At 59.7% G+C, this 22,441-nt stretch carries 21 protein-coding genes, 1 tRNA gene and 1 riboswitch; of the genes, 10 read left to right on the forward strand and 12 right to left on the reverse strand.

The features are described from left to right. The first annotated feature begins 88 nt into the window (after positions 1-88). The 3 genes from HMPREF1022_RS11795 (at position 89) to HMPREF1022_RS16665 (ending at position 1,843) form a co-directional block, all read left to right on the forward strand. On the forward strand, positions 89-622 hold the full coding sequence (locus HMPREF1022_RS11795) for a helix-turn-helix domain-containing protein (protein WP_009303288.1): 534 nt from the start codon (positions 89-91) through the stop codon (positions 620-622). Between the two features lie 60 nt (positions 623-682). Beyond that, positions 683-1,234 (forward strand): hypothetical protein, encoded by a 552-nt coding sequence (locus HMPREF1022_RS17490; RefSeq protein ID WP_009303290.1) that lies wholly within the window; start codon positions 683-685, stop codon positions 1,232-1,234. Positions 1,235-1,342: 108 nt separating this feature from the next. Further along, entirely contained in the window at positions 1,343-1,843 is a 501-nt protein-coding gene (locus HMPREF1022_RS16665) for a helix-turn-helix transcriptional regulator (RefSeq protein WP_050801272.1), read from the forward strand. A 242-nt stretch (positions 1,844-2,085) separates the two neighbouring features. Here the strand turns inward: HMPREF1022_RS16665 and HMPREF1022_RS11810 are convergent, their stop codons facing one another. Together HMPREF1022_RS11810 and HMPREF1022_RS11815 are read right to left on the reverse strand one after the other, a co-directional pair. Continuing rightward, entirely contained in the window at positions 2,086-3,795 is a 1,710-nt protein-coding gene (locus tag HMPREF1022_RS11810; RefSeq protein WP_008682811.1) for a 30S ribosomal protein S1, read from the reverse strand. 96 nt (positions 3,796-3,891) lie between these two features. Continuing rightward, the gene (locus HMPREF1022_RS11815; protein ID WP_232221598.1) at positions 3,892-4,512 is read right to left on the reverse strand and encodes a hypothetical protein; all 621 of its coding nucleotides are present in this window, start codon (positions 4,510-4,512) and stop codon (positions 3,892-3,894) included. Positions 4,513-4,669: 157 nt separating this feature from the next. After that, positions 4,670-4,921: riboswitch (cobalamin riboswitch) on the forward strand. Between the two features lie 47 nt (positions 4,922-4,968). On the opposite strand from HMPREF1022_RS11815, the gene HMPREF1022_RS11820 reads away from it, so the two are divergent. The 5 genes from HMPREF1022_RS11820 to HMPREF1022_RS11845 all read left to right on the forward strand — a co-directional run bounded on the left by HMPREF1022_RS11820 (position 4,969) and on the right by HMPREF1022_RS11845 (position 11,352). Further along, complete coding sequence (locus HMPREF1022_RS11820; protein ID WP_009303296.1) at positions 4,969-5,880, forward strand: sirohydrochlorin cobaltochelatase; 912 nt, start codon at positions 4,969-4,971, stop codon at positions 5,878-5,880. A 163-nt stretch (positions 5,881-6,043) separates the two neighbouring features. Further along, the gene (locus tag HMPREF1022_RS11825) at positions 6,044-6,793 is read left to right on the forward strand and encodes a helix-turn-helix transcriptional regulator (protein ID WP_009303297.1); all 750 of its coding nucleotides are present in this window, start codon (positions 6,044-6,046) and stop codon (positions 6,791-6,793) included. A gap of 783 nt (positions 6,794-7,576) precedes the next feature. Further along, on the forward strand, positions 7,577-8,869 hold the full coding sequence (locus HMPREF1022_RS11835) for a hypothetical protein (RefSeq protein WP_009303299.1): 1,293 nt from the start codon (positions 7,577-7,579) through the stop codon (positions 8,867-8,869). A 33-nt stretch (positions 8,870-8,902) separates the two neighbouring features. Next, positions 8,903-10,087 (forward strand): cystathionine beta-lyase, encoded by a 1,185-nt coding sequence (gene metC, locus HMPREF1022_RS11840; RefSeq protein ID WP_009303300.1) that lies wholly within the window; start codon positions 8,903-8,905, stop codon positions 10,085-10,087. A gap of 65 nt (positions 10,088-10,152) precedes the next feature. Further along, the gene (locus HMPREF1022_RS11845; RefSeq protein WP_009303301.1) at positions 10,153-11,352 is read left to right on the forward strand and encodes a threonine synthase; all 1,200 of its coding nucleotides are present in this window, start codon (positions 10,153-10,155) and stop codon (positions 11,350-11,352) included. Positions 11,353-11,392: 40 nt separating this feature from the next. Here the strand turns inward: HMPREF1022_RS11845 and HMPREF1022_RS11850 are convergent, their stop codons facing one another. Together HMPREF1022_RS11850 and sfsA are read right to left on the reverse strand one after the other, a co-directional pair. Next, positions 11,393-12,682, reverse strand: a complete 1,290-nt coding sequence (locus HMPREF1022_RS11850; RefSeq protein ID WP_009303302.1) for a phenylacetate--CoA ligase family protein — start codon at positions 12,680-12,682, stop codon at positions 11,393-11,395. Positions 12,683-12,845: 163 nt separating this feature from the next. Then, entirely contained in the window at positions 12,846-13,697 is an 852-nt protein-coding gene (sfsA, locus tag HMPREF1022_RS11855) for a DNA/RNA nuclease SfsA (protein ID WP_009303303.1), read from the reverse strand. A gap of 127 nt (positions 13,698-13,824) precedes the next feature. Here sfsA and HMPREF1022_RS11860 point away from each other — a divergent pair, with 127 nt between their 5' ends. Both HMPREF1022_RS11860 and HMPREF1022_RS11865 read left to right on the forward strand, forming a co-directional pair. Continuing rightward, entirely contained in the window at positions 13,825-15,018 is a 1,194-nt protein-coding gene (locus HMPREF1022_RS11860) for a pyridoxal phosphate-dependent aminotransferase (protein ID WP_008682818.1), read from the forward strand. A 133-nt stretch (positions 15,019-15,151) separates the two neighbouring features. After that, positions 15,152-15,227, forward strand: a tRNA-Ala gene (locus HMPREF1022_RS11865). A gap of 599 nt (positions 15,228-15,826) precedes the next feature. Here HMPREF1022_RS11865 and HMPREF1022_RS11870 read toward each other — a convergent pair. From HMPREF1022_RS11870 to HMPREF1022_RS11905, 8 genes are all read right to left on the reverse strand, one after another. Beyond that, complete coding sequence (locus HMPREF1022_RS11870; protein ID WP_009303304.1) at positions 15,827-16,090, reverse strand: hypothetical protein; 264 nt, start codon at positions 16,088-16,090, stop codon at positions 15,827-15,829. Next, on the reverse strand, positions 16,054-16,338 hold the full coding sequence (locus HMPREF1022_RS11875) for a hypothetical protein (RefSeq protein WP_008682822.1): 285 nt from the start codon (positions 16,336-16,338) through the stop codon (positions 16,054-16,056). The genes HMPREF1022_RS11870 and HMPREF1022_RS11875 overlap by 37 nt, the downstream gene beginning before the upstream one ends. A gap of 8 nt (positions 16,339-16,346) precedes the next feature. Continuing rightward, entirely contained in the window at positions 16,347-16,661 is a 315-nt protein-coding gene (locus HMPREF1022_RS11880; RefSeq protein WP_008682825.1) for a DUF883 family protein, read from the reverse strand. A 384-nt stretch (positions 16,662-17,045) separates the two neighbouring features. Then, positions 17,046-17,846 (reverse strand): MetQ/NlpA family ABC transporter substrate-binding protein, encoded by an 801-nt coding sequence (locus HMPREF1022_RS11885; RefSeq protein WP_008682827.1) that lies wholly within the window; start codon positions 17,844-17,846, stop codon positions 17,046-17,048. Positions 17,847-17,880: 34 nt separating this feature from the next. Further along, positions 17,881-18,543: a methionine ABC transporter permease gene (locus HMPREF1022_RS11890; RefSeq protein ID WP_008682829.1), complete on the reverse strand. Its 663-nt coding sequence runs from the start codon at positions 18,541-18,543 to the stop codon at positions 17,881-17,883. Further along, a complete protein-coding gene (locus HMPREF1022_RS11895; RefSeq protein ID WP_008682830.1) occupies positions 18,536-19,540 on the reverse strand; it encodes a methionine ABC transporter ATP-binding protein in 1,005 nt (334 codons plus the stop codon). The genes HMPREF1022_RS11890 and HMPREF1022_RS11895 overlap by 8 nt, the downstream gene beginning before the upstream one ends. Before the next feature lie 269 nt (positions 19,541-19,809). Beyond that, positions 19,810-21,321: a glutamate synthase-related protein gene (locus HMPREF1022_RS11900; RefSeq protein WP_009303305.1), complete on the reverse strand. Its 1,512-nt coding sequence runs from the start codon at positions 21,319-21,321 to the stop codon at positions 19,810-19,812. A gap of 159 nt (positions 21,322-21,480) precedes the next feature. Beyond that, positions 21,481-22,428, reverse strand: coding sequence for a DMT family transporter (locus tag HMPREF1022_RS11905; protein ID WP_009303306.1), 948 nt, complete (start codon positions 22,426-22,428; stop codon positions 21,481-21,483). Positions 22,429-22,441 lie beyond the last annotated feature (13 nt).

The raw sequence follows: 22,441 nt of genomic DNA on the forward strand, positions 1-22,441 counted from the left end.
GTTTCAGAAAATATAATATTTCTGGGTTAATTCAAAGTATGATTTAGACCGTCTAGCTTGATCCAGTATTTTCTGGCAATAATTTCTAATGGGTAAAAAAGTATGTATTTTTGGCCAGTTATTTCGGGAAGTTCGGGGAAACAGCGGGCTTTCTCAATGGAATGTTTCAGTTAAGGCCGGAATTCATCTCAGCAGTGTTCACCAAATCGAAGCAGGCCATCAGGAGCCGCGCATTCTTGGCGCGATGCGGCTTGTCGGCGCATGTGGCGGGGATTTGAATTCTTTTTTTTCCGAATTAGCTGGAAGAATGAATTTGTATCCCCATCCTGAGCAAACAAATTCTTTTATGGAAGGACTGGAAGAAGGCAATGCTTCTTATTCTTCTGAATTCTTTGAAATTACCGGATATGGAGACTTACTGCGATATTGTCGAACCCAAAAGGGGCTGTCTCAGAAAACGACAGCAAACAACATTGATTACGATTTAAGGAGCTTGCAACGCGTTGAGAAAGGAGAGCAAGAACCGATGGTGACGACTGCGGTGAAGTTAGTTACCGCAATCGAAATGCCGCCGGGGCAGTTCTTTGAGTGGTTAGGATTTTTTTTGTCTCCCATTGGGTAAATATCAAGTATGTTTTCAACCATCTAGTATGATTCCGGGCTTTGAGGCATTTGCTATGACATGGGCAAGGAATTATGCATATTCGGTAGCCTGTTTCAGGCGGTTCGTTCTCAAACTACGCTGTCACAGTGGGAGATTTCCGTCAGGGCGGGAACACATCTGAGCAATGTGAATCAAGTAGAAGCCGGAAATCAGGAACCTAATGTTATTATTGCCGTAAAAATGCTTCTTGCCGCAAATGCCGACATACAATCTTTCTTTACTTCTCTATCCCCCCATTTATTCCAATCTATTGAATCTTCAAAGCTCCCCGTCTTATCTCAAAATGAATTTAAAAAAAAATTGAATTCAGCTCTACTCCCATCAGATGAAACTAAAATTTTTGGAATACTTTTATCTGAATGCAGAGCTGCAACAAATTTATCGCAGAATTGCGTTTCTTCTATAGCAAAATACGACCATAGAAGTCTGCAAAGAGTAGAAAAAGGCATACAAATTCCCGGTGTCATTAATGCAGCAAAGCTTGTTGCTGCTACCGGTATTGAGATTGGAATATTTTTTGATCTTTTCAGCAAAAAGTTGCAAGCAATAAACGCAACACACTATAAATAAATATTTTATATAGAAATATAATTATCAAATTATATACATATAGTGACAATTAAAAATATTTACCAAAACTCTCTGAACGTCAGCTAATCATGAAAAACGGAGTAGTTCATGATCAGCAGCAACGTAAAACGACTCATGGCGGCCAAAGGGTTGACCAACCAGACCCTTGCGGCGAGGGCTCGCATTTCCGCCGATACAGTCGCACGCACTAAAAGTGAAAGAATCAGAGAGTGCAGCCTGGATACATTGATTTCCATTGCGCAGGCCCTTGGAGTTCAAATAAAAGATCTCTACTGTGAATCTTCGGAGATGCAAGCAAGTTCAGAGCAAGGGACTGAGCCCTCTCTTTTGGCCATAGAATTAGGAATCCTCATTAAAAAGAAAAGGTTATCAATTCCAAAACTTACGCAGAAGAAGCTGGCTCTCCAATCCGACCTTGAACAGGCATACCTCTCAAAAATTGAAAGAGGGTTATTGCAGCCTTCATTGGATGAACTTATACGTTTGGCCCAACGCATTAATACGACGGCGTCTCATCTCCTTAAACAGATTGAATCAGCTGAAAGCCCAAAATACACATCGTATCCTTCAAAAAACAGATCTCGATAGCATTTTAATTAATCATATTAAGTTCTTTCTTTGCATATTAAAGTAGCGCTGACGATATATTATTGCTCAATTTTAGTGCATTCTCAAAAATGGAGCGCACTAATTGTTTCCCATAAAAAGCAAGCAGGCGAGTCTTCTTGACGCCCCGTTGACTCCCTTCCCCACTCCCGCACATTCAGGTCTGATACAGAAAAAGGGCGCCCTCGCGGACGCCCTTTTTCTGTATCGTCGAAACAGCCGGTCTAGCTGTTTTCGCTTTCCTCAAACTTCTGCTTGAGCAGGTCGCCCAGGCTCTGCCCGGCTTCCTGCGGGCCGGAATGGAATTCCTTAGGTTTGCGGCGCTCCTCCTCATCCTTGATCTGCTTGATGGAGAGGCCCAGACGGCGCTCCTCGGCGCTGACATGGATGACCTTGGCCTGGATTTCCTGGCCTTCCTTGTAGATTTCCGCCGGGGTCTTGACCTTCTTGCCGGACAGTTCGGAGACATGCACCAAGCCTTCGATGCCCTCTTCAACTTCCACAAAGAGGCCGAAGTCGGTGATGTTGGTCACCACGCCCTTGATGGTGCAGCCCACGGGATAGGTATCCGGCACATGGCCCCAGGGATCGTCCACCAGCTGCTTAACGCCCAGGGTGAACTTCTCGTTCTCCTGGTCCACGGTGAGCACCTTGGCCTGTACGGTGTCGCCCACCTTGTACAGCTCATTGGGATGGCGTACCTTCTTGGTCCAGGAAATGTCGGACACGTGGATAAGGCCGTCGATGCCGTCCTCAATGCCGATGAACATGCCGAATTCGGTAATGTTCTTGATGACGCCCTCAAGGACGGTGCCTTCAGGATATCTCTCGGCCACCAGTTCCCAAGGATTGGGACGGACCTGCTTCATACCCAGGCTGATGCGCTTCTTTTCGCCGTCCACGCCCAGGATGACCACTTCCACTTCGTCGCCGGTGTGGACCATCTGGGAGGGATGACGCAGCTTGCGCGTCCAGGACATTTCGGAGATGTGCACCAAGCCTTCCACGCCGGGCTCCAGCTCCACAAACGCGCCGTAGTCCACCAGATTGGTGACCTTGCCGGTGCACTTGGCGCCTTCGGGGAAGCGGGCGGAGATATCCTGCCAGGGATCGGGCACGAGCTGCTTGAGGCCCAAGGAAACCTTGTTGTTCTCACGGTCGAAGGAAAGCACCTTGAGGGTCAGCTCCTGGCCCATGGTGATCATTTCCTTGGGATGGCGGATGCGCTTCCAGCTCATGTCCGTGATGTGCAGCAGGCCGTCCAGGCCGCCCAGGTCCACAAACACGCCGTACTCGGTGATGTTCTTGGCCTTGCCCTGGACGATCTGTCCTTCCTCCAGGGTGCGCAGCAGATCCTGACGCTTGGAATCGCGCTCCTCTTCCAGCAGCACGCGGCGGGAAACAATGACGTTGCTGCGGCGGCGGTTGATCTTGAGCACGCGGAATTCAAATTCCTGGTTGACCAGAGCGTCCATATCCGGCACGGGACGCAGATCCACATGCGAACCGGGCAAAAACGCCTCCACCCCGCCGATGTCCACCGTGTAGCCGCCCTTGATGCGACGCACGATATGGCCCTTGATGACCCTGTTATTTTCCTGCACGTCCTCGAGCTGATCGAAGACCTGCATGCGTTTGGCCTTTTCAAAGGAAAGGGTGATGGTGCCGTCCATTTCGTTCTTGCGCACCACATAAACGTCCACCCTGTCGCCCACGCTGACGGCCATGTTACCCGCGGCGTCACGGAATTCAGCCGCGGGGATCTGCCCCTCGGACTTGAAATTCACGTCCACCAGCACATTGTCGTCATCCACACGGACGATCTCGCCTTTGGTAATGGAGCCTTCTTCAAGGTCGCCGAAATCGGGATTGAGATAGTTTTCGAGGGCGCTTTCGAAATTAATTTCGTCGTGCCCGGTTTCCTTGTCTGCCATCTGCCATGCCTCCAAATAATTTCCCCTCGCTGAGAGAGTGGGAAAAATTATCAGAGGCAAAGGAAAAGCACAAGAGAAATTGTCCGGCGCAAGGTTTTACGGCCAAGGAGAGAGACGGAAAAATGCGAAGCAGGGTCGGGTTTGCCAGGCCGCGAGCCAGAGCAGGCCCGGCTCAGGCAGCGCCAGACCGGCTGGCGGCGTGGCCGCCAGCGGAAGCAGGACTTGTCCCGCGTCGGCGGGCCGGGCGGCCAGGCCCCGGCACAGCAGATGCCCGGCCAACTCCTCGGCAATGCTGTTGAAGCAACGCAGCTCGATCCAGACCGGTTCCTCAAGTTGAGCTATGGGCGCGGGAGGCGCGTCCTCCCGGCGCTGGGTAATGGCGGCGCGCATGGCCGCGTACCGGCCGCCCCGGCGCAGGGCTGCCCCGGCCACGCCGGGCATGGCCGCCGAAAGGGCCAGCCGGTCGCCGGAGGCCAGGGGCACGGCAAAATCATCCACAGCCAGACCGTTACGCAAAATGGTCTGGATGCGGCTTTCCACATATGCTTCTTCCAGCCCCAACCCCAAGGTCAGAAAACGCCCCAGGCTCACGGCATCCCCGCCTCGCGCGGGCAGTAGCACGCCCCGGCGCAGCAGGGCCGCGGCCGCAGCCGAAACTTCGGCGCTGAGCCCGGCGGGGGTTTCAGGCCGCTTGCCGGTGCCGCAACAAATATCCATCTCAAGGGAGGTATCCATATTCGGAAGTATAGCTTGAAACGCGCGCCGGGCCAAGGCCCGGCGCGCGCCTGGAAACAGCCCCTGGGCCTGATCGCAAAAAATGTGCTTTTTCGCTGAGTCACGGCGGCTATCTCATTTTTCAGCTTCGACACTTGTCTTGACTTTTGCGCCCCCCTGTTGTCCTCTGCCCGCTGTAGCGGGGAATTCCGTGCAAATCGGAAACAGTCGCGCTGCGGTAAGAGGGTACAGAGCTTCTTCGCCTTGCCGGAAACATCCCGGCGGGGCGCGACAGCCAGCCGTCACAGGTGAAGGCGAAGCCGAGGCGCGGGGCCGTTGTCCTGATTATGATCAGAAACGCGGGCCTCCACATCCCTCAAGTCCGAACACCCGCTGGCCGGGGCGTTTTGCGCCGCCGCCGCCGTATCCACCTTTCAACGCACGATTGAGGAGGTTGCCATGTCTCGTACGTTGCGCGTGTTCCCGCGCGTCCTGCCGCTTTTCCTGCTTCTGCTGGCCCTGCTGGCCGCGTCCGTCCAAGCGGCGGATCAGAAAGCCCCCAAGGAAGGGGTGCTGCTGGTGGCTTTCGGCACCAGCGTGCCCGAAGCCCTGCCCTCGTTCAAGGCCGTGGACGCGTCCTTCAAGGCCGCGTTTCCGGACACGCCCGTGGTCTGGTCCTACACCTCGCAGATCATCCGCAAAAAACTTGCCAAGCAGGGCAAGCCCGTGGGCGGCATCAGCGACGGCCTGGCCGCGCTGGCCAAGGCGGGGGTGAAAGTGGTGCGCGTGCAGTCCCTGCATGTGATGCCCGGCGAGGAATTTACGGAGCTTGAGCGGGCCGTGCTGCTGGATATCCAGAAGCACCCGGGCCGTTTTGAGGCCGTGTACCTGGGCCGCCCCCTGCTGGAGTCGCACAAGGATGCCTTAAGCGTGGCCAAAGCCGTGCTTGCTGATATGGGCGACAAACGCCGGAAGGGCGAGGCTGTGGTGCTCATGGGCCACGGACAGGCCCACGGCCGGGCGGACCTGGTTTTTGAAGGCACGCGGGCCACGTTCAAGGAAAGTGACCCCCTGGTCTTCATGGCCACGGTGGAAGGCGCGCGCGGCATTGACGACCTGCTGGCCGAGCTCAAGGCCCACAAGATCAAGAAAGTCTGGCTGCAGCCCCTGATGGTGGTGGCCGGGGACCACGCCCGCAACGACCTGGCCGGGGACGAGGAGGATTCCTGGGCTTCCAAGCTCAAGGCCGCCGGTTTCAAGGTGGAGGCCAACCTCAAGGGCCTGGGCGAAGTGCCCGGCGTGCGTGATCTCTTTGTGGACCATGCCAAGCAAAATGTGGACGATCTGACCAAGGAACCCAAGAAGCAGTAAAACCGGATTTATCCACCGCAGCAAAGACGCCGTCCGTTTCCACACTCCGTGGAGACGGGCGGCGTTTTCGTACCGCTAGGGGGTACCCAAGCTGAAGGATTTACAGTAGCGTTCCCACGAATACGGTTTCACGCGCCCACGCCGCAGGTTTGGAGGTTTTTGCATGCCCAAGCTGATCAGAAAAGCCCGCTCCACGCGCCAGGATAAAAAAAATGCGTCCCCCGCACAGACGCCGGAAACTACGCGCAGCATGGAGACATACGGCCCGGAGGAGCAGGCCCTGTTCAAAAACGCCATCCATATCGCGGACGTGGTGGTGCGCACCTTCGGCCATCTCTGCGAGGTGGCCATCCATGATTTCCGCGATCTGGAGCACTCCCTGATTCACATAGAAGGCTCGCTGACCGGACGCCAGGCCGGTGCGCCCATTACCAACATAGTGACCAAGGCCTGGCGGCAGGGCGGCAACGAAGTGGAAGATATCGTGGCCTATCCCACTTCCACCCCCTCGGGCAAAACGCTCAAATCCTCCACCAGCTTCATCCGCAACAGTCGAGGCGCGGTGATCGGAGCATTTTGCCTTAACTTCGACCTCACGGATTTTGAACGCTTTCAGGGTGTGCTGCACTCGGTCATGCGTTATGAAAGCCACCCCGGCAAAGACATGAGCGAGGCCTTCGCCTCCTGCATGGGCGAAACCAGCGAGGCCATCATCGAGACCGCCATCAAACGGGCCGGCAAACATCCGGCGGCCATGAACCGCGAGGAAAAGAAAAACTTCATCCGCATTCTCGACGAGGAAGGCGCGTTCCTGATCAAGGGCATGGTGCAGTATCTGGCCAAGACCATGCAGGTTTCCATCTATACCGTGTACAATTATATGCGCGAACTCAAGAAAGACGCCCAGGACTAGACATGGACAGGGGCGCAGGCAGGGCATGCCGACAGGCTGCGCCCTGATCTCATGACGGCGCACACCCGCTGAACCTCCCTCCCGCTTCCCGGGTGGCACCGACCCAGGCGCTGAGTAGCAATACCAGGCCGCGTATCAGGCGCAAACATTCCGCCTCGCCTTTGCACTGCTCCACGAAAACAGCCGCTGCCACTGACCTCGCTTTATCCCGGAACAGCGTGCCTTCATATGCGTCCGAGGGCATCCCCCTGCCATTCTTTGTCGCCGTGCCGAAGTGCCACAGTCCTCATCCCCGGGCCATAATGCGCCGAACCTTGCAAAAGACACCAATATGGCAGTGCCGCCTGTGGTCGTATTTCCCATTCTATATTTAAAAAAAATTTTAAATTAAAATTTTTTGTTGACTTTTTTTGCAGCGCCGTGCCATCCTGCCCCATACAGAAGAAGGCTCCCGACGATCATAACCACGGGGAGAGAAGCATGCGCGGAGACGACAGCAGGACGACAAAGGTCGGATCCTCCCTCTCAATCGCGGTCTTGCCCATGCCCTGCCTGTCACCCCCGACGCGGGTCCGTCTCCCTCCGGCGGACCCGCGCTTCCTCCCCGCCGCAAAGTTCCCCTCGCCGCCACGGCGCATACCCAAAAGCTCCGCCCGCAACTCCTTTTTCCGCACAGAACCTCCCTGACTCCAACCGACGACGCACTGGCGGCGGCAGCCTGCCCCGCTGCGGCAGACGTAAGCAGAAATGTTACACCCAACAGCTGACCCAAGGAGACGAACAATGAGCAGTGCAATCCTGACGGAATCAAAAACCGAAAAAGGTCTGCCTTGGTGCAGAGAAGACACACTCTGGGTACTCGGCATTTACGGTACGGCGGTGGGCAGCGGCAGCCTGTTCTGGCCGATCAGTCTGGGTTTGGCGGGTTTCTGGCCCATGCTGATTCTTTCCCTGCTTTCCTTTCCCATGACCTATCTGACCTACCGCGCACTGGCCCGGCTGATCCAGGCCGGGTCCTACGGCAACGGGAAAGACGGGAATATTCTTGACACCGTGGATGAATTCCTTGGCCCCAAGTGGGGGAAATTCTTCACCTTCTGCTATTTCGCAACAGTATTTCCAGCTGCCACGGTCTATACCATCACCGTGGCCAATACTCTTATTGATCTGATCCACACCCAGTTGGGCATGGGCCTGCTGCCGCGCTATATCGCCGCGCCCCTCGTAGTGGGAGTGCTGACGATCATCGGGGCGCTCGGGGTGGCCGTGATACTCCGCTTCATGGCTCTGATTGTTTTTCCCTTTATTATTTCGCTGGTGTTTTTCGGTATTGTCTCCATCCCGTACTGGAATCCCTCCTTCATGACCACGGCTGAAGGATTTGGAGGCGCCGGGGGCCTGCTCGCCTCCTGTTTCCACGCCCTGCCCATGGTGGTTTTCGCCTTCAGCTTCACTTCCATCGTCTCCAGCTTCGTGGTGGCGCAAAAAAAGCGCTACGGGAGCAACTCCGCCTATAAGGTGACGCAGATCCTTTTTGTGGCCGTTGCCATTGTAGTGGTCACCGTGGTCTTTTTCGCCTGGAGCAGCATTTTCGCCCTGTCGCCTGCGGAAATCACCCAGGCCAAGGTGGAAAACCTGACTGTGCTTTCCTTTCTGGCGCGCAAGTTTGACAGCCCGGCCCTGGCTCTGGCCCCACAGATCATCGTCTTTTTCGCCGCGACCAAGGCCTTTTTCGCCCAGTATCTGGCGACGGAGGAAAGCATCAAGAGCTTCGCCAGAATGTCCCTGCATATTCCCGCCGCACAGGTCAATTCCGCCCTGTTCACCTGGGGCGTCGCTCTGATCATCTTTTTAATCTGCACGGCCACCACTCTCGCCAACTTCAACGTGCTGAAGCTGATCAAAGTGGCGCTGGTGCCGGTGAGCATTTTCATTGCCTATTACATGCCGCAGTACGCCTTCTACAAAGTTCCGGCCCTGGCAAAATATCGCGGCGGTTTCGTCAACTGGTTTATTCTGGCTATCGGCACGCTCTGTCTCGCCAACGGCCTGATCGCCATCTTCTGGCGGGGTTGAGCCCCGGCACCATCTGCCTGAACAGGAGAAGATATGACTGCGCATCCGGACAACACCAAACTTCGGGTCAGCACCCGCCTGACCCAGCTCGGCCGCAACCCGGCTGAGCAATACGGTTTCGTCAACGCCCCGGTCTACCGCGGCTCGACCATTATTTACCAGACCCTCGACGACGTGGAACAACGCCGCGCGCGCTTCAGTTACGGCACGGCGGGTTCGCCCACCATCGCCAACCTTGAGGACGCCTGGACCACTCTGGCCGGGGCCGGGGGATCAGTCATGGCTCCCTCGGGCATCGGTGTGATATGCCTTTCCCTGTACGCCATGACCAAGGCGGGGGACCATCTGCTCATGCCGGACTGTGTGTATCGGCCGACCCGCAATTTCTGCAGCCAGATCCTGGCCAAGTTCGGGGTAACGACGAGCTATTACGATCCGATGGTCGGAGCGGGGATTGAGAAGCTGCTGCAAAAAAACACCAGCGCCATTTTTCTGGAAGCTCCGGGCTCTCAGAGCTTCGAAGTCCCGGATGTCCCCGCTATTGCGGCGGTCGCCAGCAAACACGGGATCAAGACGATCATGGACAACACCTGGGCCACGCCCGTTTTTTTCCGGGCGCATGAACACGGCATCGACCTTTCCCTGGAAGCGGGTACAAAGTACCTCGGCGGCCATTCCGACCTGTTGCTGGGCATCGTTTCAGCCAATGAGGAGAGCTGGCCCGCATTGCGTTCGACATACGAGCGTATGGGCATGCTGCCCGGCGCGGAGGACTGCTTTCTTGCCCTGCGCGGCATGCGCACCATGCACCTCAGGCTGAAAGAGGCGGAAAGACGCGCTCTGGAGATCGCCCGTTGGCTCAAGGAACGACCTGAAGTCAGCAAGGTTCTGCACCCCGCCCTGCCGGACTGCCCTGGGCACGAAAACTGGCGGCGCGACTTCCGGGGTTCCTCCGGCCTTTTTTCCATCGTGCTGCGGGGGCAGTTCACCCGCAAGGGCCTGGCAAGCATGCTGGAAGGCCTGACAGTATTCTCCATGGGGTTTTCCTGGGGAGGGTATGAAAGCCTGATCGCACCCTTCGACTGCGCGGAGTACCGTACCGTAACGCAGTGGAAGCCGGGCGGCCTGACCCTGCGCTTGCAAATCGGCCTTGAAGATGTTGAAGATCTCAAAAACGATCTTGATGCGGGCTTCAGGCGGTTGAAAAAAGACAGCTGACCACACCGGGCAACCATCCGCGCCGTCGGAATCCGATTCGGCGGCGCGGACGCAAGGAGGCGCCTATGTTCGTTAAGGAACTTCACTGCCCCAAATGCAGGGCAGTACATGCGGCCGACCAGATCATTCAGACCTGCACGTGCGGCGCGCCGCTGCTGGCAGTCTACGACAGTGAAAAAATCGCCGCGCGGATACGCAAAGAGGACCTGACTTCCCGTCCCCATACGCTGTGGCGCTACCGGGAATTGCTGCCCGTGCGCGACGCCGCCAACATTATCAGCCTGAGCGAGGGCATGACGCCGCTTATTCCACTGGAAAAACTCGGCCGCGAACTGGGTTTGGCGGATCTGCGGCTGAAAGATGAAAGCCCTCAGACCACGGGCACCTTCAAGGCGCGCGGCGCGTCCGTGGGGGTATCCCGTGCCCGAGAGCTGGGCGTGCATACCCTGGCAATGCCCACCAACGGCAATGCCGGCGGGGCCTGGGCGGCCTATTGCGCGCGGGCGGGCATCCGGGCGGTGTTGGTCATGTCCAAAAACGCCCCGGCCATGAACCGCATGGAAATCGGCATGCTCGGGGCTTCTCTTTTCCTGGTGGACGGAGTTATCACCGATGCGGGGGCCGTGGTCAATCGCGCCATCGCCGAACATGGCTGGCTTAACGCCGCCACGTTCAAGGAACCCTGGCGTATTGAAGGCAAAAAGACCTTGGGTTTTGAGCTGGCCGAACAGTTCGGCTGGGACGTGCCGGACGCGGTGCTGGTGCCCTGCGGCGGCGGACTCGGCATCATCGGCATTTACAAGGGCCTGCGCGAATTGCAGAAGATCGGCTGGATCGGCTCCAGACTGCCCCGGTTGATCGCCGTGCAGTCCACGGGCTGCGCGCCCATGGTCCGCGCCTTTCAGGAAGCACGCCCGGATGTGGAATTCTGGGAAAACGCGAAAACCTGCGCCTTCGGCATTACGGCTCCGCGCCCGGTGGGCGCGTTCCTGACCTTGGAGGCCATCCGCAAAACCGACGGCTACGCCGTGGCCGTGGACGACACGGCCATTCTGCGCGCTCAAAAAGAACTGGCCGCGCGCGAAGGCTGTTACATCTGCCCGGAAGGCGCGGCCACAGTGGCGGCCCTGCCGCAACTGCGCCGTGACGGCGTCATCGGCCCCAGAGACCGCGTCGTGCTGCTGAATACCGGCACGGGGCTGAAATACCCGGAAACAGCGGATTATACCGCGCGGGAAGTCGCGCTGGACGCGTCTATCGCTTGAGTCGCGCGGAGCCTTCAGCGCGGATCGGGACGGAGCGGGATCAGCGCTTGTCGATCACCCGCTTGGACTTGCTGAACGTACGCGGCAGGCCGGCGTAATCCGCCACCCGCACTTCCATGCGCGCCAGAATGGCCTTGTGCAGCCGCCGCTCCAGAGCCTGGGCCAGGGCAGCGTCATTGCCGGACGGCTGATCCTGGGCGCGCTCCACAATCAGGGCCAGATGGTCCAGGGAGCGCTCGTCCCTGGTCAGCTCCATCTGGTATTCGCCGCCCAGTTCCGGGAACTGGCCGATGACTTCCATGATCTGGCCGGGATAGATGTTCACGCCCCTGTAGATGACCATGTCGTCGGAGCGGCCCAGAATGCGGTCATGCCGGGGCATGTTCAGGCCGCAGGAGCAGCGGCCCGGCAGCAGGCGGGTCAGGTCGTGGGTACGGTAGCGCAACAGGGGCACGGCCTCCTTGCGCAGGCTGGTGACCACCATCTCGCCCACTTCGCCCTCGGGCACGGGCTGCAGGGTGTCCGGGTCCAGCACTTCGATGATGAACAAATCCGCCCAGTAATGCAGGCCCTCATGGGCGTCGCAGTCCATGGCCGTGCCCGGACCGTACATTTCGGTCATGCCCGCGATGTCATAGCTGCCTTCCAGGCCCAGCTTGCTCTCAATGGCCAGGCGCATTTTCTCGCTGCGCGTCTCGGCCCCGCAGATCATCTTGCGCAGCCGGATCTGATCGCGGATGCCCGCGCGCTCCACTTCCTCGGCCAGCAGCAGGGCCATGGAGGCCGTGGCCCCGAAACAACTGGCGCCCACGTCCCTGAGCAGTTGCAGATGCATTTCCAGATTACCCGGCCCCACCGGAATGGTCAGCATGCCGAAAAGCTCGCTGCCCAGCTGAAAGCCCGCCCCGGCGGTCCACAGGCCGTAACCCACAGCCACCTGCATGCGGTCCTCGGGCGTAAGCCCGGCCAACTCGTAGCAGCGGGCCATCTGGGTGCTGAACGTCTCGATGTCGCGGCGGCTGTAGGCCAGAATTTTGCGCTTGCCCGTGGTACCGCTGGAGGCATGGATGCGCACCACGTCCTTTTCCGGCACGCAGAGCAGGGGCAGGGGGTAGCCCTCGCGCAGATCCTCCACATCCACCGTGGGCAGCTGGCGCAGATCATCCAGGCTGCGGATATCCTCGGCACGCGCGCCGCAAGCATCCAGCCGCGCCCGGTACTGCGGGGAGTTGCGCGCCTGGCGCAGGGTGTAGCGCAGGCCGTCCAGCTGGATCTGCCGGATCTGCTCGTCCGTGAGCCGGGGAATGAAACGATGGGTCGTGTCGGGCATGGAAGGAGCCCCCTCTGTTTGTCTGGCCGGTCTGTCCCGCCGTTCTCTGCCCGTGCCAGGGCCATACGCGGGCCGTGCGGGCGGGAACGGCTGTTTGTGTCCGCTTCCTGTTGTTCCGATTTCGTTGTTCCGCCCCGTTTCTAGACTCCCCGCGCGCGGAAAGTCAATAAAGGCGCACGGGCAGCAAGCCGCCCAGATCCACACCGCGCGGACTGACCACGGCCCGGTAGGGATAGATCTCGACCCCACGCGCGGCCGCCTCATAAAAGAGCCCGGCGTAGGCCGGATCAATAAAGTCCGCCGGTGCGAAACAGTGCCCGTCAGGCCGTTGCACCAGATAAAACATGGCCGCCCGCTCGCCGTGGGGCACAATGTCCATGAGTTCGCGCAGATGCTTCTGCCCGCGCTCGCTGGCCGCGTCCGGAAAGCAGGCCGCGTCGTCCTCCACCATGGTCACGTTTTTGCATTCCACCCAGAGCGGCGGCAGGCCCGGCCCGCTGAACAGGCCGTCCAGGCGGCTCTGACCGCGCTTGGCCTCACGGGTCAGCTCGGCGTAGCCCTCGGCAAAAGCCAGCCGCCCGGCGAGAAAGGCCGCCTCCAGCATACGGTTGGGCACGCTGGTGTTCACCCCCACCCAGAATCCACGCCCGCCGGGAACCGGGCCGGGCGGGTTTGACGACGAGAGAGGCGGCCCGGGTACGGCGCTTTCCGCCAGCCAGACGCCTTCCTGGGTATATTTGAGCTTGCGGGCCGGATTGGCCGCCGGAGAGGCCAGCACCAGCGCGCCGGGCCGGGTCAGGCCCAACATGCTGCCCGAGTTGTTGCTGTGCACCCAGACCGGAGCGCCGTCCAGGCACAACTCCACACTGAAACGCTTTTGCCGTTGCACGAACTTCCCGATCACGCAATCCGGCGCGAAGGGCAGCAGCGGCACCGCATCCGCATTGCCGGAACCTTCACCGGCCGGACAGCCGCCCGGCCCGGACGGCAATCCCTGTTCATCCCTGTCCCGCATTTACACCCCGCTTTGAACCTGCTAAAAAATTCGCGGCAGATTTTTCGTTCTTTTTCGCCGCGTCCGCGCGCCAAACGTCAGAAGGGCGACATTTTCAATGCCATGCCGCTCTTCTAAGGAGCCCTCCATGCAGATTTCCGAACGCTTGCGCAGCATCAAACCTTCTCTGACCCTCAGTGTCAACAGCCGGGCCCTGGAGCTCAAGGCGCAGGGCGTGGACGTGACCAGCCTGGCCGTGGGCGAACCGGATTTCCCCACGCCCAGGCATATCTGCGACGCGGCCAAGGCCGCCATTGACGCCAATTTCTGCCGCTACACCGCCGTGCCCGGCATTCCCGATCTGCGCAAGGCCGCGGGCCGCTACTTTGAACGGAACTACGGCACGCCCGTGCCCATGGAATCCATCATCATCGGCGCGGGCGGCAAGCACTGCCTCTACAATTTCATGCAGGCCACCATCAACCCCGGCGACGAGGTGCTGATTCCCGCGCCCTACTGGCTGAGCTATCCCGACATGGTGGAACTGGCGGGCGGCGTGCCCGTGACCGTGCATGCCGGGCCGGAACGCAATTTCAAGGTCACGCCCCTCATGCTTGAGGAAAAGACCACGGACAAGACCAGGCTGCTGATCCTCAACTCGCCCAGCAATCCCACGGGCGCGGTCTATTCCGACCGCGAGTTCATGCAGATCATGCGTTGGGCCCTGGCGCGGAACATCTTTGTACTGTCGGATGAAATTTACGACCAACTGGTCTTTCCCCCGGCAAAGATGACCAGCGCCATCACCTGGTTCGAGCATTGCCCCGAACTGGTGGCCGTGCTCAACGGCCTGTCCAAGAGCTATGCCATGACCGGCTGGCGCGTGGGCTTTCTGGCCGCGCACCCGGACCTGATCAAAAAAATCTCCTCCATGCAGGGGCACAGCACCTCCAGCATCTGTTCCGTGTCCCAGAAGGCCGCCCTTGCCGCCCTGGAAGGCCCGGTGGAGTGTGTGGGCGAAATGCGCGCGGCCTTCCTGCGGCGGCGCGATCTGGCCCTGGACATCATCAAGGCTTGGCCGTGGGCTGTCTGTCCCAAGCCGGACGGGGCCTTCTACCTCTTTGTGGACGTGCACCAGTGCTACGGCGGCCAGGTGCGCAACTCCACGGAGCTCTGCACGTACCTGCTGGACAAGGCCCATGTGGCCCTGGTGCCGGGCGCGGCCTTCGGCGACGACAACTGTATCCGCCTCTCCTACGCGGTGGCGGACGACGTGCTGGCCGACGCCCTTTCCCGCGTGGGCGAGGTGCTGGGCGAACTGGCCCATGAGGCCCGGCGCTGAGCCGGACAATCCAGATGCGGCCGGATATGGCCGGATTACGGACCACGGAAAACCACGGCCCGCGCGGCCCTGAAAAAAACTTATAAAAAATATTGACAGAAGCCGCCCTTTTGGGCAGTATGCCTTCTGCCGTGGGGCTGTAGCTCAGTTGGGAGAGCGCTTGAATGGCATTCAAGAGGCCGTCAGTTCAATTCTGTCCAGCTCCACCAGATTTCGAAAACCCCCGATCATCACACAGATGGTCGGGGGTTTGTGTTTTAAGATCGAGCACGGCACCACAGATGAGGGCAAACGGCGCTAATATAGAGGTTGGGGATATCGCGCAGTTGGATCCGCACACAGTCTGACACTGGAATTCGGATTTAGATTACGCTTAATTTCAATATTGAACTCATTAACGTTAATGGCTTTCAGATTCTTGTCCGCACTAAGAAAAATGCATGAGCCCCCATGTCGGGGAAGTCCATTCCAAATATCATATACATCTTTTTCAGAAAATTTAAAAAGCACAGGGCATGAATCCAAAAACATATCCAGATTTTCTTGTGTATCGAAGTAGCTGTTATTAGGATCGCCTTTTATCCTGTATTTCAGAATTGCCGCTATACACTGCCCATCTCTGGTCACTAGGCTTTCTTTTATACGAAATTCATAAGATCCGAGTAGATAGCCCATACCGTCGTAGTTGTTAAGCCAAATGGGGAGAGAGCTGCCAGGAGTCAATTTTTCATGGTAAACGGCAAGAAACCCATTGTCGCGAGCCGCCTCTTCCGGGGCGGCTCGCTCTCATTTGTCCACGTTTTACACATTAATTGGCCGCATCCTTTGGCCGCAGGCCCCAGCGCATCCCCAGGCTCACGATCTGCGCGGCCAAGGGCAGCAGGCTCACCGGCGCGGGTGCGCCGCCACGGCGCAACGCCCCCCAGGCAAGCCCGGCCAGGAAGGCCGCGCCCGTGGCGTGCAGGGGCTTTCGCCTGACAACGGCAAAGGGATCAAACCGGGCCGAAACCCGGCGTAAACGCTCTTTGGCCTCGCCTACTGTGTATGTTTTTTCTTTGGGAGCGACATCCATAACAAGCCTCCGGCGATGCCCGCGCAGACCAGCCCGATGATGCACAACACCCAGGCCGGGTGCAGCACGATCGAGAGGGCCTTATACAGCGCCGCCACAAAAAAAGCCAAAGCCGCCGCGCCGAAGAGCAGTCCCAAACCCAGCAGCATTGCCGTGCGCAATGTGCGCAGAGCATTGTGCCGCAGGAGCTGCCCTTCGGCCTCAAGCAGGTCAAAGAAACTGATGATGAGTTCAGCCAGACCCTTCACGCGGGCTCTTACCTGTACTGGCGGAACAACCAGGAAAGCGCGCAGCCCGCGCCAAAGGCCACGAGCAGGCTTGTCACAGGATTCCGGCGCACCTGTTCGCCCACCTGCTCAATGCCGGCGCTCCCGGCTTCGTAAGCCTTGTGCACTTTATCGGCCGCCATTCTCCGGTAGTGTTCCAGTTCCCTTTCCAGCTTGGCGACCATGTCCGAGGAGGCCTCGCCGCCTTTTTCGCCGAGAGATTTCACCAGCGTTTCCATCTGATCGCGCAGGGTGTTCAGTTCATTCCGCAACGTATCCATGCTTTCTTCATTTTTTTCAGCCATGATAGTATCTCCTGTTCGGGCAGCGCCCTTATATTTTATGTAGGGAACAGAGCATTGCTGATCTGTCCATGGTTCATTGGTACCCCATTACCGCCGGGATGACAAATCCGCGAAAACGCTTCCCGCTTCCGAGCGCCGGGCCCTCTCTACAACCCGGCAGCGCGAAGATACAAAAAAGCGGCCCATGACTGAACGTTATGGGCCGCTTTTTGTATCCAGCCGGAAGCAAGAGCTTCCTCAGAGCATTTTGCGCTTGAAATCAGCGCGTAACGGCGAAGTAAATTCGCCTTGCGATAATTTCGCGGTGCGGGTTTTCACGGAAAATCCGCACCGTGCGCTGAGATATTTTCAATATTAAAACGCTCTAAAACCAGCGGGAAAAGCCTACTTCACGGAGGGCAGCACCGCGCCCGCATACTTCTTTTTCATAAAGGCGGCCATCTCCGGGCTGATCAGAACCTCATACAGGGCCCGGAGTTCGGGACGCTTTTCGTCGCCCTCGCGCACGGCCAGAATATTGGCATAGGTGGCGGCGGCCACGGAGTCGGCGGCTTCCACAGCCAGGGCGTCGGCCACTTTCAGACCGCCGAGAATGGCGTAATTGCCGTTGATGATGGCAATGTCCACGTCGGGCAGGGCGCGCACCAGCTGGGCGGCCTCGATTTCCTCAATCCTGAGCTTTTTGGGATTCTCCACGATGTCGCGGCGGGTGGCGGCCAGACCGGCATCCTTCTTCAGCTTGATAAGGCCCTCGTCCTGCAGGAGCAGCAGCGCGCGGCCCTCGTTGGTGGCGTCGTTGGGCACGGCCACCAGCGCGCCGTCCTTCAGGTCCTTGAGGCTCTTAGTCTTGCCCGCGTAGATGCCGAAGGGCTCATAGTGCACCGGGCCCATAGAGCTGAGCTTGGTGCCTTTCTGGGCGTTGAAGTCGTCCAGGTATGGCTTGTGCTGGAAGTAGTTGGCGTCCAGCTCCTTACTGTCCAGGGCCACATTGGGCTGCACATAGTCGGAATATTCCACGATCTTGAGGACGTAGCCCTGCGGCTTGAGCAGTTTGGCGGCCTCGACAAGGATTTCGGCATGGGGCGTGGGGGACGCGCCCACGGTGATCGTGCCCGCGGCCTGAGCGGTGCAGACCAGGGAAGCCGTGCCCAACAGGGCGGCAAAAGCCAGAAGCAATTTTTTCATGGGTTTTGTCCTTGTGTAAAAGGTTGGAGCCGGGCTACGAGCCGCGTTTGTCGCTGCGACGCGTGGCCCAGTTGCCAAAAGACTGGAAGGCCTGCACGATGATGATCAGCAAAACCACCGTAATGACCATGATGTCGGTCTGATAGCGGTTGTAGCCGTACATGATGGCGAGCTTGCCCAGTCCGCCGCCGCCCACGGCCCCGGACATGGCCGAGTAGCCGAGAATGGTGATGGCGGATACGGCGCTGCCGTTGAGCAGCGAGGGCCGCGCCTCGGGCAGCAGCACTTTAACGATGATCTGCCAGGTGCTGGCTCCCATGCTCTGGGCGGCCTCCACCACGCCGTTGTCCACCTCCAGCAGGGAGGATTCCACCAGGCGGGCCACAAAGGGCGCGGCGGCCAGCACCAGCGGCACCACGGTGGCGTTGTTGCCGATGGTGGTACCCACCAGAAAGCGGGTGAAGGGGATGACCGCGATCATCAGGATCAGGAAGGGGAAGGAACGCGTGAGGTTCACCACCACGTCCAGCACGTTGTAGACAAGCGCGTTGGGCCGGATGCCGTCCTTGCGGCAGATGACCAGCACCACGCCCATGACCATGCCGAAGACATAGGAAAAAAATGTCGCCACCACGGTCATGTAGAGCGTGTCCCATACGCCCACAAGCAGCATTTCAACGGTCTGCTGGTCAAACATGTTTCATTTCCTCCAGCATGATGGAATGCGCCTCGGCAAAGGCCATGATCCGCGCGCGGGAGTCCTCCCTATCGGGCAGTTGCAGGACCATCTGGCCGAAGGCCACGCCGTTGATGTCGCGGGTGTCGGCATACATGATGTTCACCGGACAGCCGCATTCCAGCACCATGTTGGCGATGACGGGCTCAAAGGAAGAGCGGCCGTTGAAGATGAGCCGGTACAGATTGGGCTGCGGCAGCTTGCGGAGGGCCTCGGGCAGGACCAGGCGGCGGGCCGCCTCGGTCCGGGGGTGGAAAAAGACGTCCTCCACCAGACCCTGCTCGACAATGACGCCCTTGCTGATGATGGCCACATGGCTGCAGATCTTTTCGATGACGCTCATCTCGTGGGTGATGACCACCGCCGTGATGCCGAGCTGGACGTTGATATCCTTGATGAGCGCGAGAATGGAATCCGTGGTGGCCGGGTCCAGCGCGGAGGTGGCTTCGTCGCAGAGCAGCACGCGCGGTTTGGTGGCCAGGGCGCGGGCAATGGCCACACGCTGCTTCTGGCCGCCGGAAAGCTGGGAGGGGTAAGAATCCATGCGGTTGGCCAGGCCCACCATATCCAGCAGTTCCTCGGCCCGCTTGCGGGTCTCGCCCCGGGGCGCGCCCGTCAGCTCCAGCGGAAAACAGACGTTCTGCAGGGCCGTGCGCTGCATGAGCAGGTTGAACTGCTGAAAAATCATGCCCATGGAACGCCGCGCCTTGCGCAGCGCGGCCTCGGGCAGGCGGCAGAGATCCCTGCCTTCAAAAAAGACGCTTCCGGCCGTGGGGCGTTCCAGCATGTTGATGCAACGCACCAGCGTGGACTTGCCCGCGCCGCTCTTGCCGATGATGCCGAAGATGTCTCCCCGGCTGATGGCAAGGTCAATGCCGCGCAGGGCGAACACGTCGGCATTTTTACCGGAAAAGCGCTTTTCCAGGTGCTCGATACTGATGATGGGGCCGTCAGCCATAATGCCTCCGCCGTGACGCTGCCGCTCCGGCATAGGCGGAGCGCATGTGGCCCCTTCCGGAACGGAGGGGGTACAATAGCACATTTTGCCGCAGGCGCAAAGAGGCGGCAAAGGCGCGCAGGCAGAGCAATTTCACTCCCGGCGGAACAGTCCGTGGGAACGCGCCGCCCGTCCGCTGAAGCCTGAATGGATTTTGCACCTCCGCCCCGGCCTTCCACCACAACCACGAAAGGCCGGAACAGAGTGCTTCATGCTATCGGACTGCGCGCCTATCGCCCGGCCAGCAATTTCGCGGCTTCCGGGGTCAGCGGAATCAGATCGTCCGGGCCCAGCAGACTTACGTCAAATTTGCGGTTCAGGGCCGCGAAGTGGCGCAGGCCCATGGCGATGCGGTTGAGATAGGAGAACACGCCGATGGCCCCGGCCGGGAAGCTCTCCGCCTCCTTGCCGTAGAGATGCCTGAGATCCGGCAGATCCGCGAACAGCGTTTCCTTGCTGTCGCCATATTTTTGGAGATAGGTGGGGATGTTGCCCGCTTCGATCAGTTCGCCCACCTTTTTGGCGCTGTTGGCGGCGGCCATGGCGGCCCGGCAAAGCCCCACGGCCTGAAAGCCGGGCGCGCCCAGAGCCAGGGCCTTGAAGACCTGGTCCTCGGTGGCGAAGCCGCCGGTGATGACCATGGAGGGCAGTTCCAGGCCTTCCCGTCTCAGGCGGCGGGCAATGCCGCAGACCGTGCTTTCCAGCGGCACGGTGGGCAGGCCCCACTCGTTCATCATTTTACAGGGGCTGTAACCCGAGCCGCCGCCCGCGCCGTCAAAGGTGACCACGTCCACTTCGGCCGACGCGGCAATACGCAGCACCCGCTCAATGTCCACGGGGTCAAAGCCGGCCATCTTGAAATAGACGTTTTTCAGGCCCATGTCCCGCAGCATGCCGATGCGGGTGACCAGATACTCCTCGTCCCACATGGGCAGACGGCCGTAGGCATAGAAATTGGGCGCTTCGCCCCGTTCCGCCGCGGCCCGGACCGCGGGGTCCTCCGGGTCCGGATGGACCAGGGCTCCGGTCGCCTTTTTCTTGAGCGCGGCGTCGTAATCCTTGAGCCGGGTCACGGGCTGGGTACCCTTGGCCGACTGGCCGAACTTGAATTCAATGGCCTCGGCCCCGCACCGGCTGACGGCGTATTCCGGCAGCCCCTGGCCGTCCTCCTCGAAATTGGCCTGCGGCACGATCTGCCCGTAGCCCCGGTAATAGCGGCGGAAGGCGTCCATGATTTCATTCAGATAGGGAAATTCCGCAATTTTCCCGTTCCGCATTTGCAGCGCGGGGTCCTTGGAGGGCGAGCCTTCGCCGATGACGCAGCAGACCCCGGCCATGGCGGCCCCGGCGAAATAATCCTGCCAGTTCATTTTCAGCAGGGCGGGCAGGATCACCGGCAGGGCGATCTTGACCGGATGCCGCCTGCCCAGCGTGCGTTCGAGCCTGACGTTGAAGATGGCCGCCTGATCCGTTCCGGCCGGTACGCCCTGAGCCCCGAAGACGCGGCCGTTGATGTTGAAGTGGGAGTAATCCAGCGGATAATCCTTCTCCGAGGCGATCTGGTTGTTGCCCGTGGTGGTGGGGTAGACGCTCTGCGCGCCCAGCACGGCGGACAGGCCGATCTCACAGGTGCCGGGGCAGTCGGCGGTGCAGAAGGAGCACATGCCGCTCTGCGGCGACAGCGTGTGGCTGCGTGTTTTGGTTTCGTTGAAGCTGGAGGCGATTCCGGGGTTGAGGGACATGGCGCATATCTCCTTGCGGTTGGGGGAAAGGGAGCCGATCAGACCATCAGGCAATCGTCAGGCGTATTTTCAAGGGCGGAGGCCGCGCCATGCGCCGGATGCGAGGCGCATCCGAAATATGACGGCCGGTTCCGACCCGTGGTATCAATGGTTCTGATCTTACGTTTTTCCCAGCGTTCCGTCACCTCTTTCCTGCGCTGAGCCGGAATGCCCGACGCCCGGCGCCTGCGCCGCCGCAATGGCCGCGAAAATCAGCGCGCAGCCCGCCGACTCGCGCGGAGAAAGGGCCTCCCCCAGCACAAGCCAGCCCGCCACAGCGGCGAATACCGCCTCCAGGCTGAGCAGGAGGGCGCACAGGCCGGGAGGCACCGTGGCCTGCCCCAAGGTTTGCAGGGTATAGGCAAGGCCGCAGGACAGAATGCCGGTATACAGCAACGCTTTCCAGGCGAGGAATGCTTCCGTCCCCGGCTGCTCCCACAGCGCGGCGGCCAGGGCGCTGCACAGCGCGCAGACCACAAATTGCAGGCAGGACAATGCCACGCCGTCCACCAGCGGCGCGAAACGTCCCACAAGCAAAATATGCGCGGCCGTGGACAACGCGCAGAGCAGCATCAGCCCGTCGCCGGGATTCAGGCTCAGAGCCGGGCCCGCGCCGGACAGGCAGAGCAGATACATGCCGACCACCGCCCCCGCAATGCAGAGCCAGAGCCCGAGGGCAATTTTTTTCCCGAGAAACAGCCCCAGCAAGGGCACCAGGACAAGATACAGACTGGTGATAAAACCGGCTTTGCCCACGCTGGTAAAGCATATGCCGTACTGCTGCAGGGAGGCGGTAAGAAAAAGAACGGCTCCGCACCATAAACCGCCGCGCAGCAGCAGCGCGCGATTCGCGTTTCTTTCGGCGCGCTCCGCGGCTTTCGGCCGTTGCGCCCGCGCGGCGCGCAGCAGCAGAGCCAGCCCGGTCACAATGCCGCCCAGCCCGAACCGGGCGGCATTGAACGCCAAGGGGCCGCAATGCTCCATGCCGAGGCGCTGCGCGACCAGGGCCGTGCCCCAGATCAAGGCGGCGACCATAAGCATGGCGCTGCCAAGGCCTTTACCGCCCATGGCGGCCGCCTCC

This window comes from Desulfovibrio sp. 6_1_46AFAA, assembly GCF_000224635.1.
GTDB classification, from domain to species: Bacteria; Desulfobacterota; Desulfovibrionia; order Desulfovibrionales; family Desulfovibrionaceae; genus Desulfovibrio; species Desulfovibrio fairfieldensis.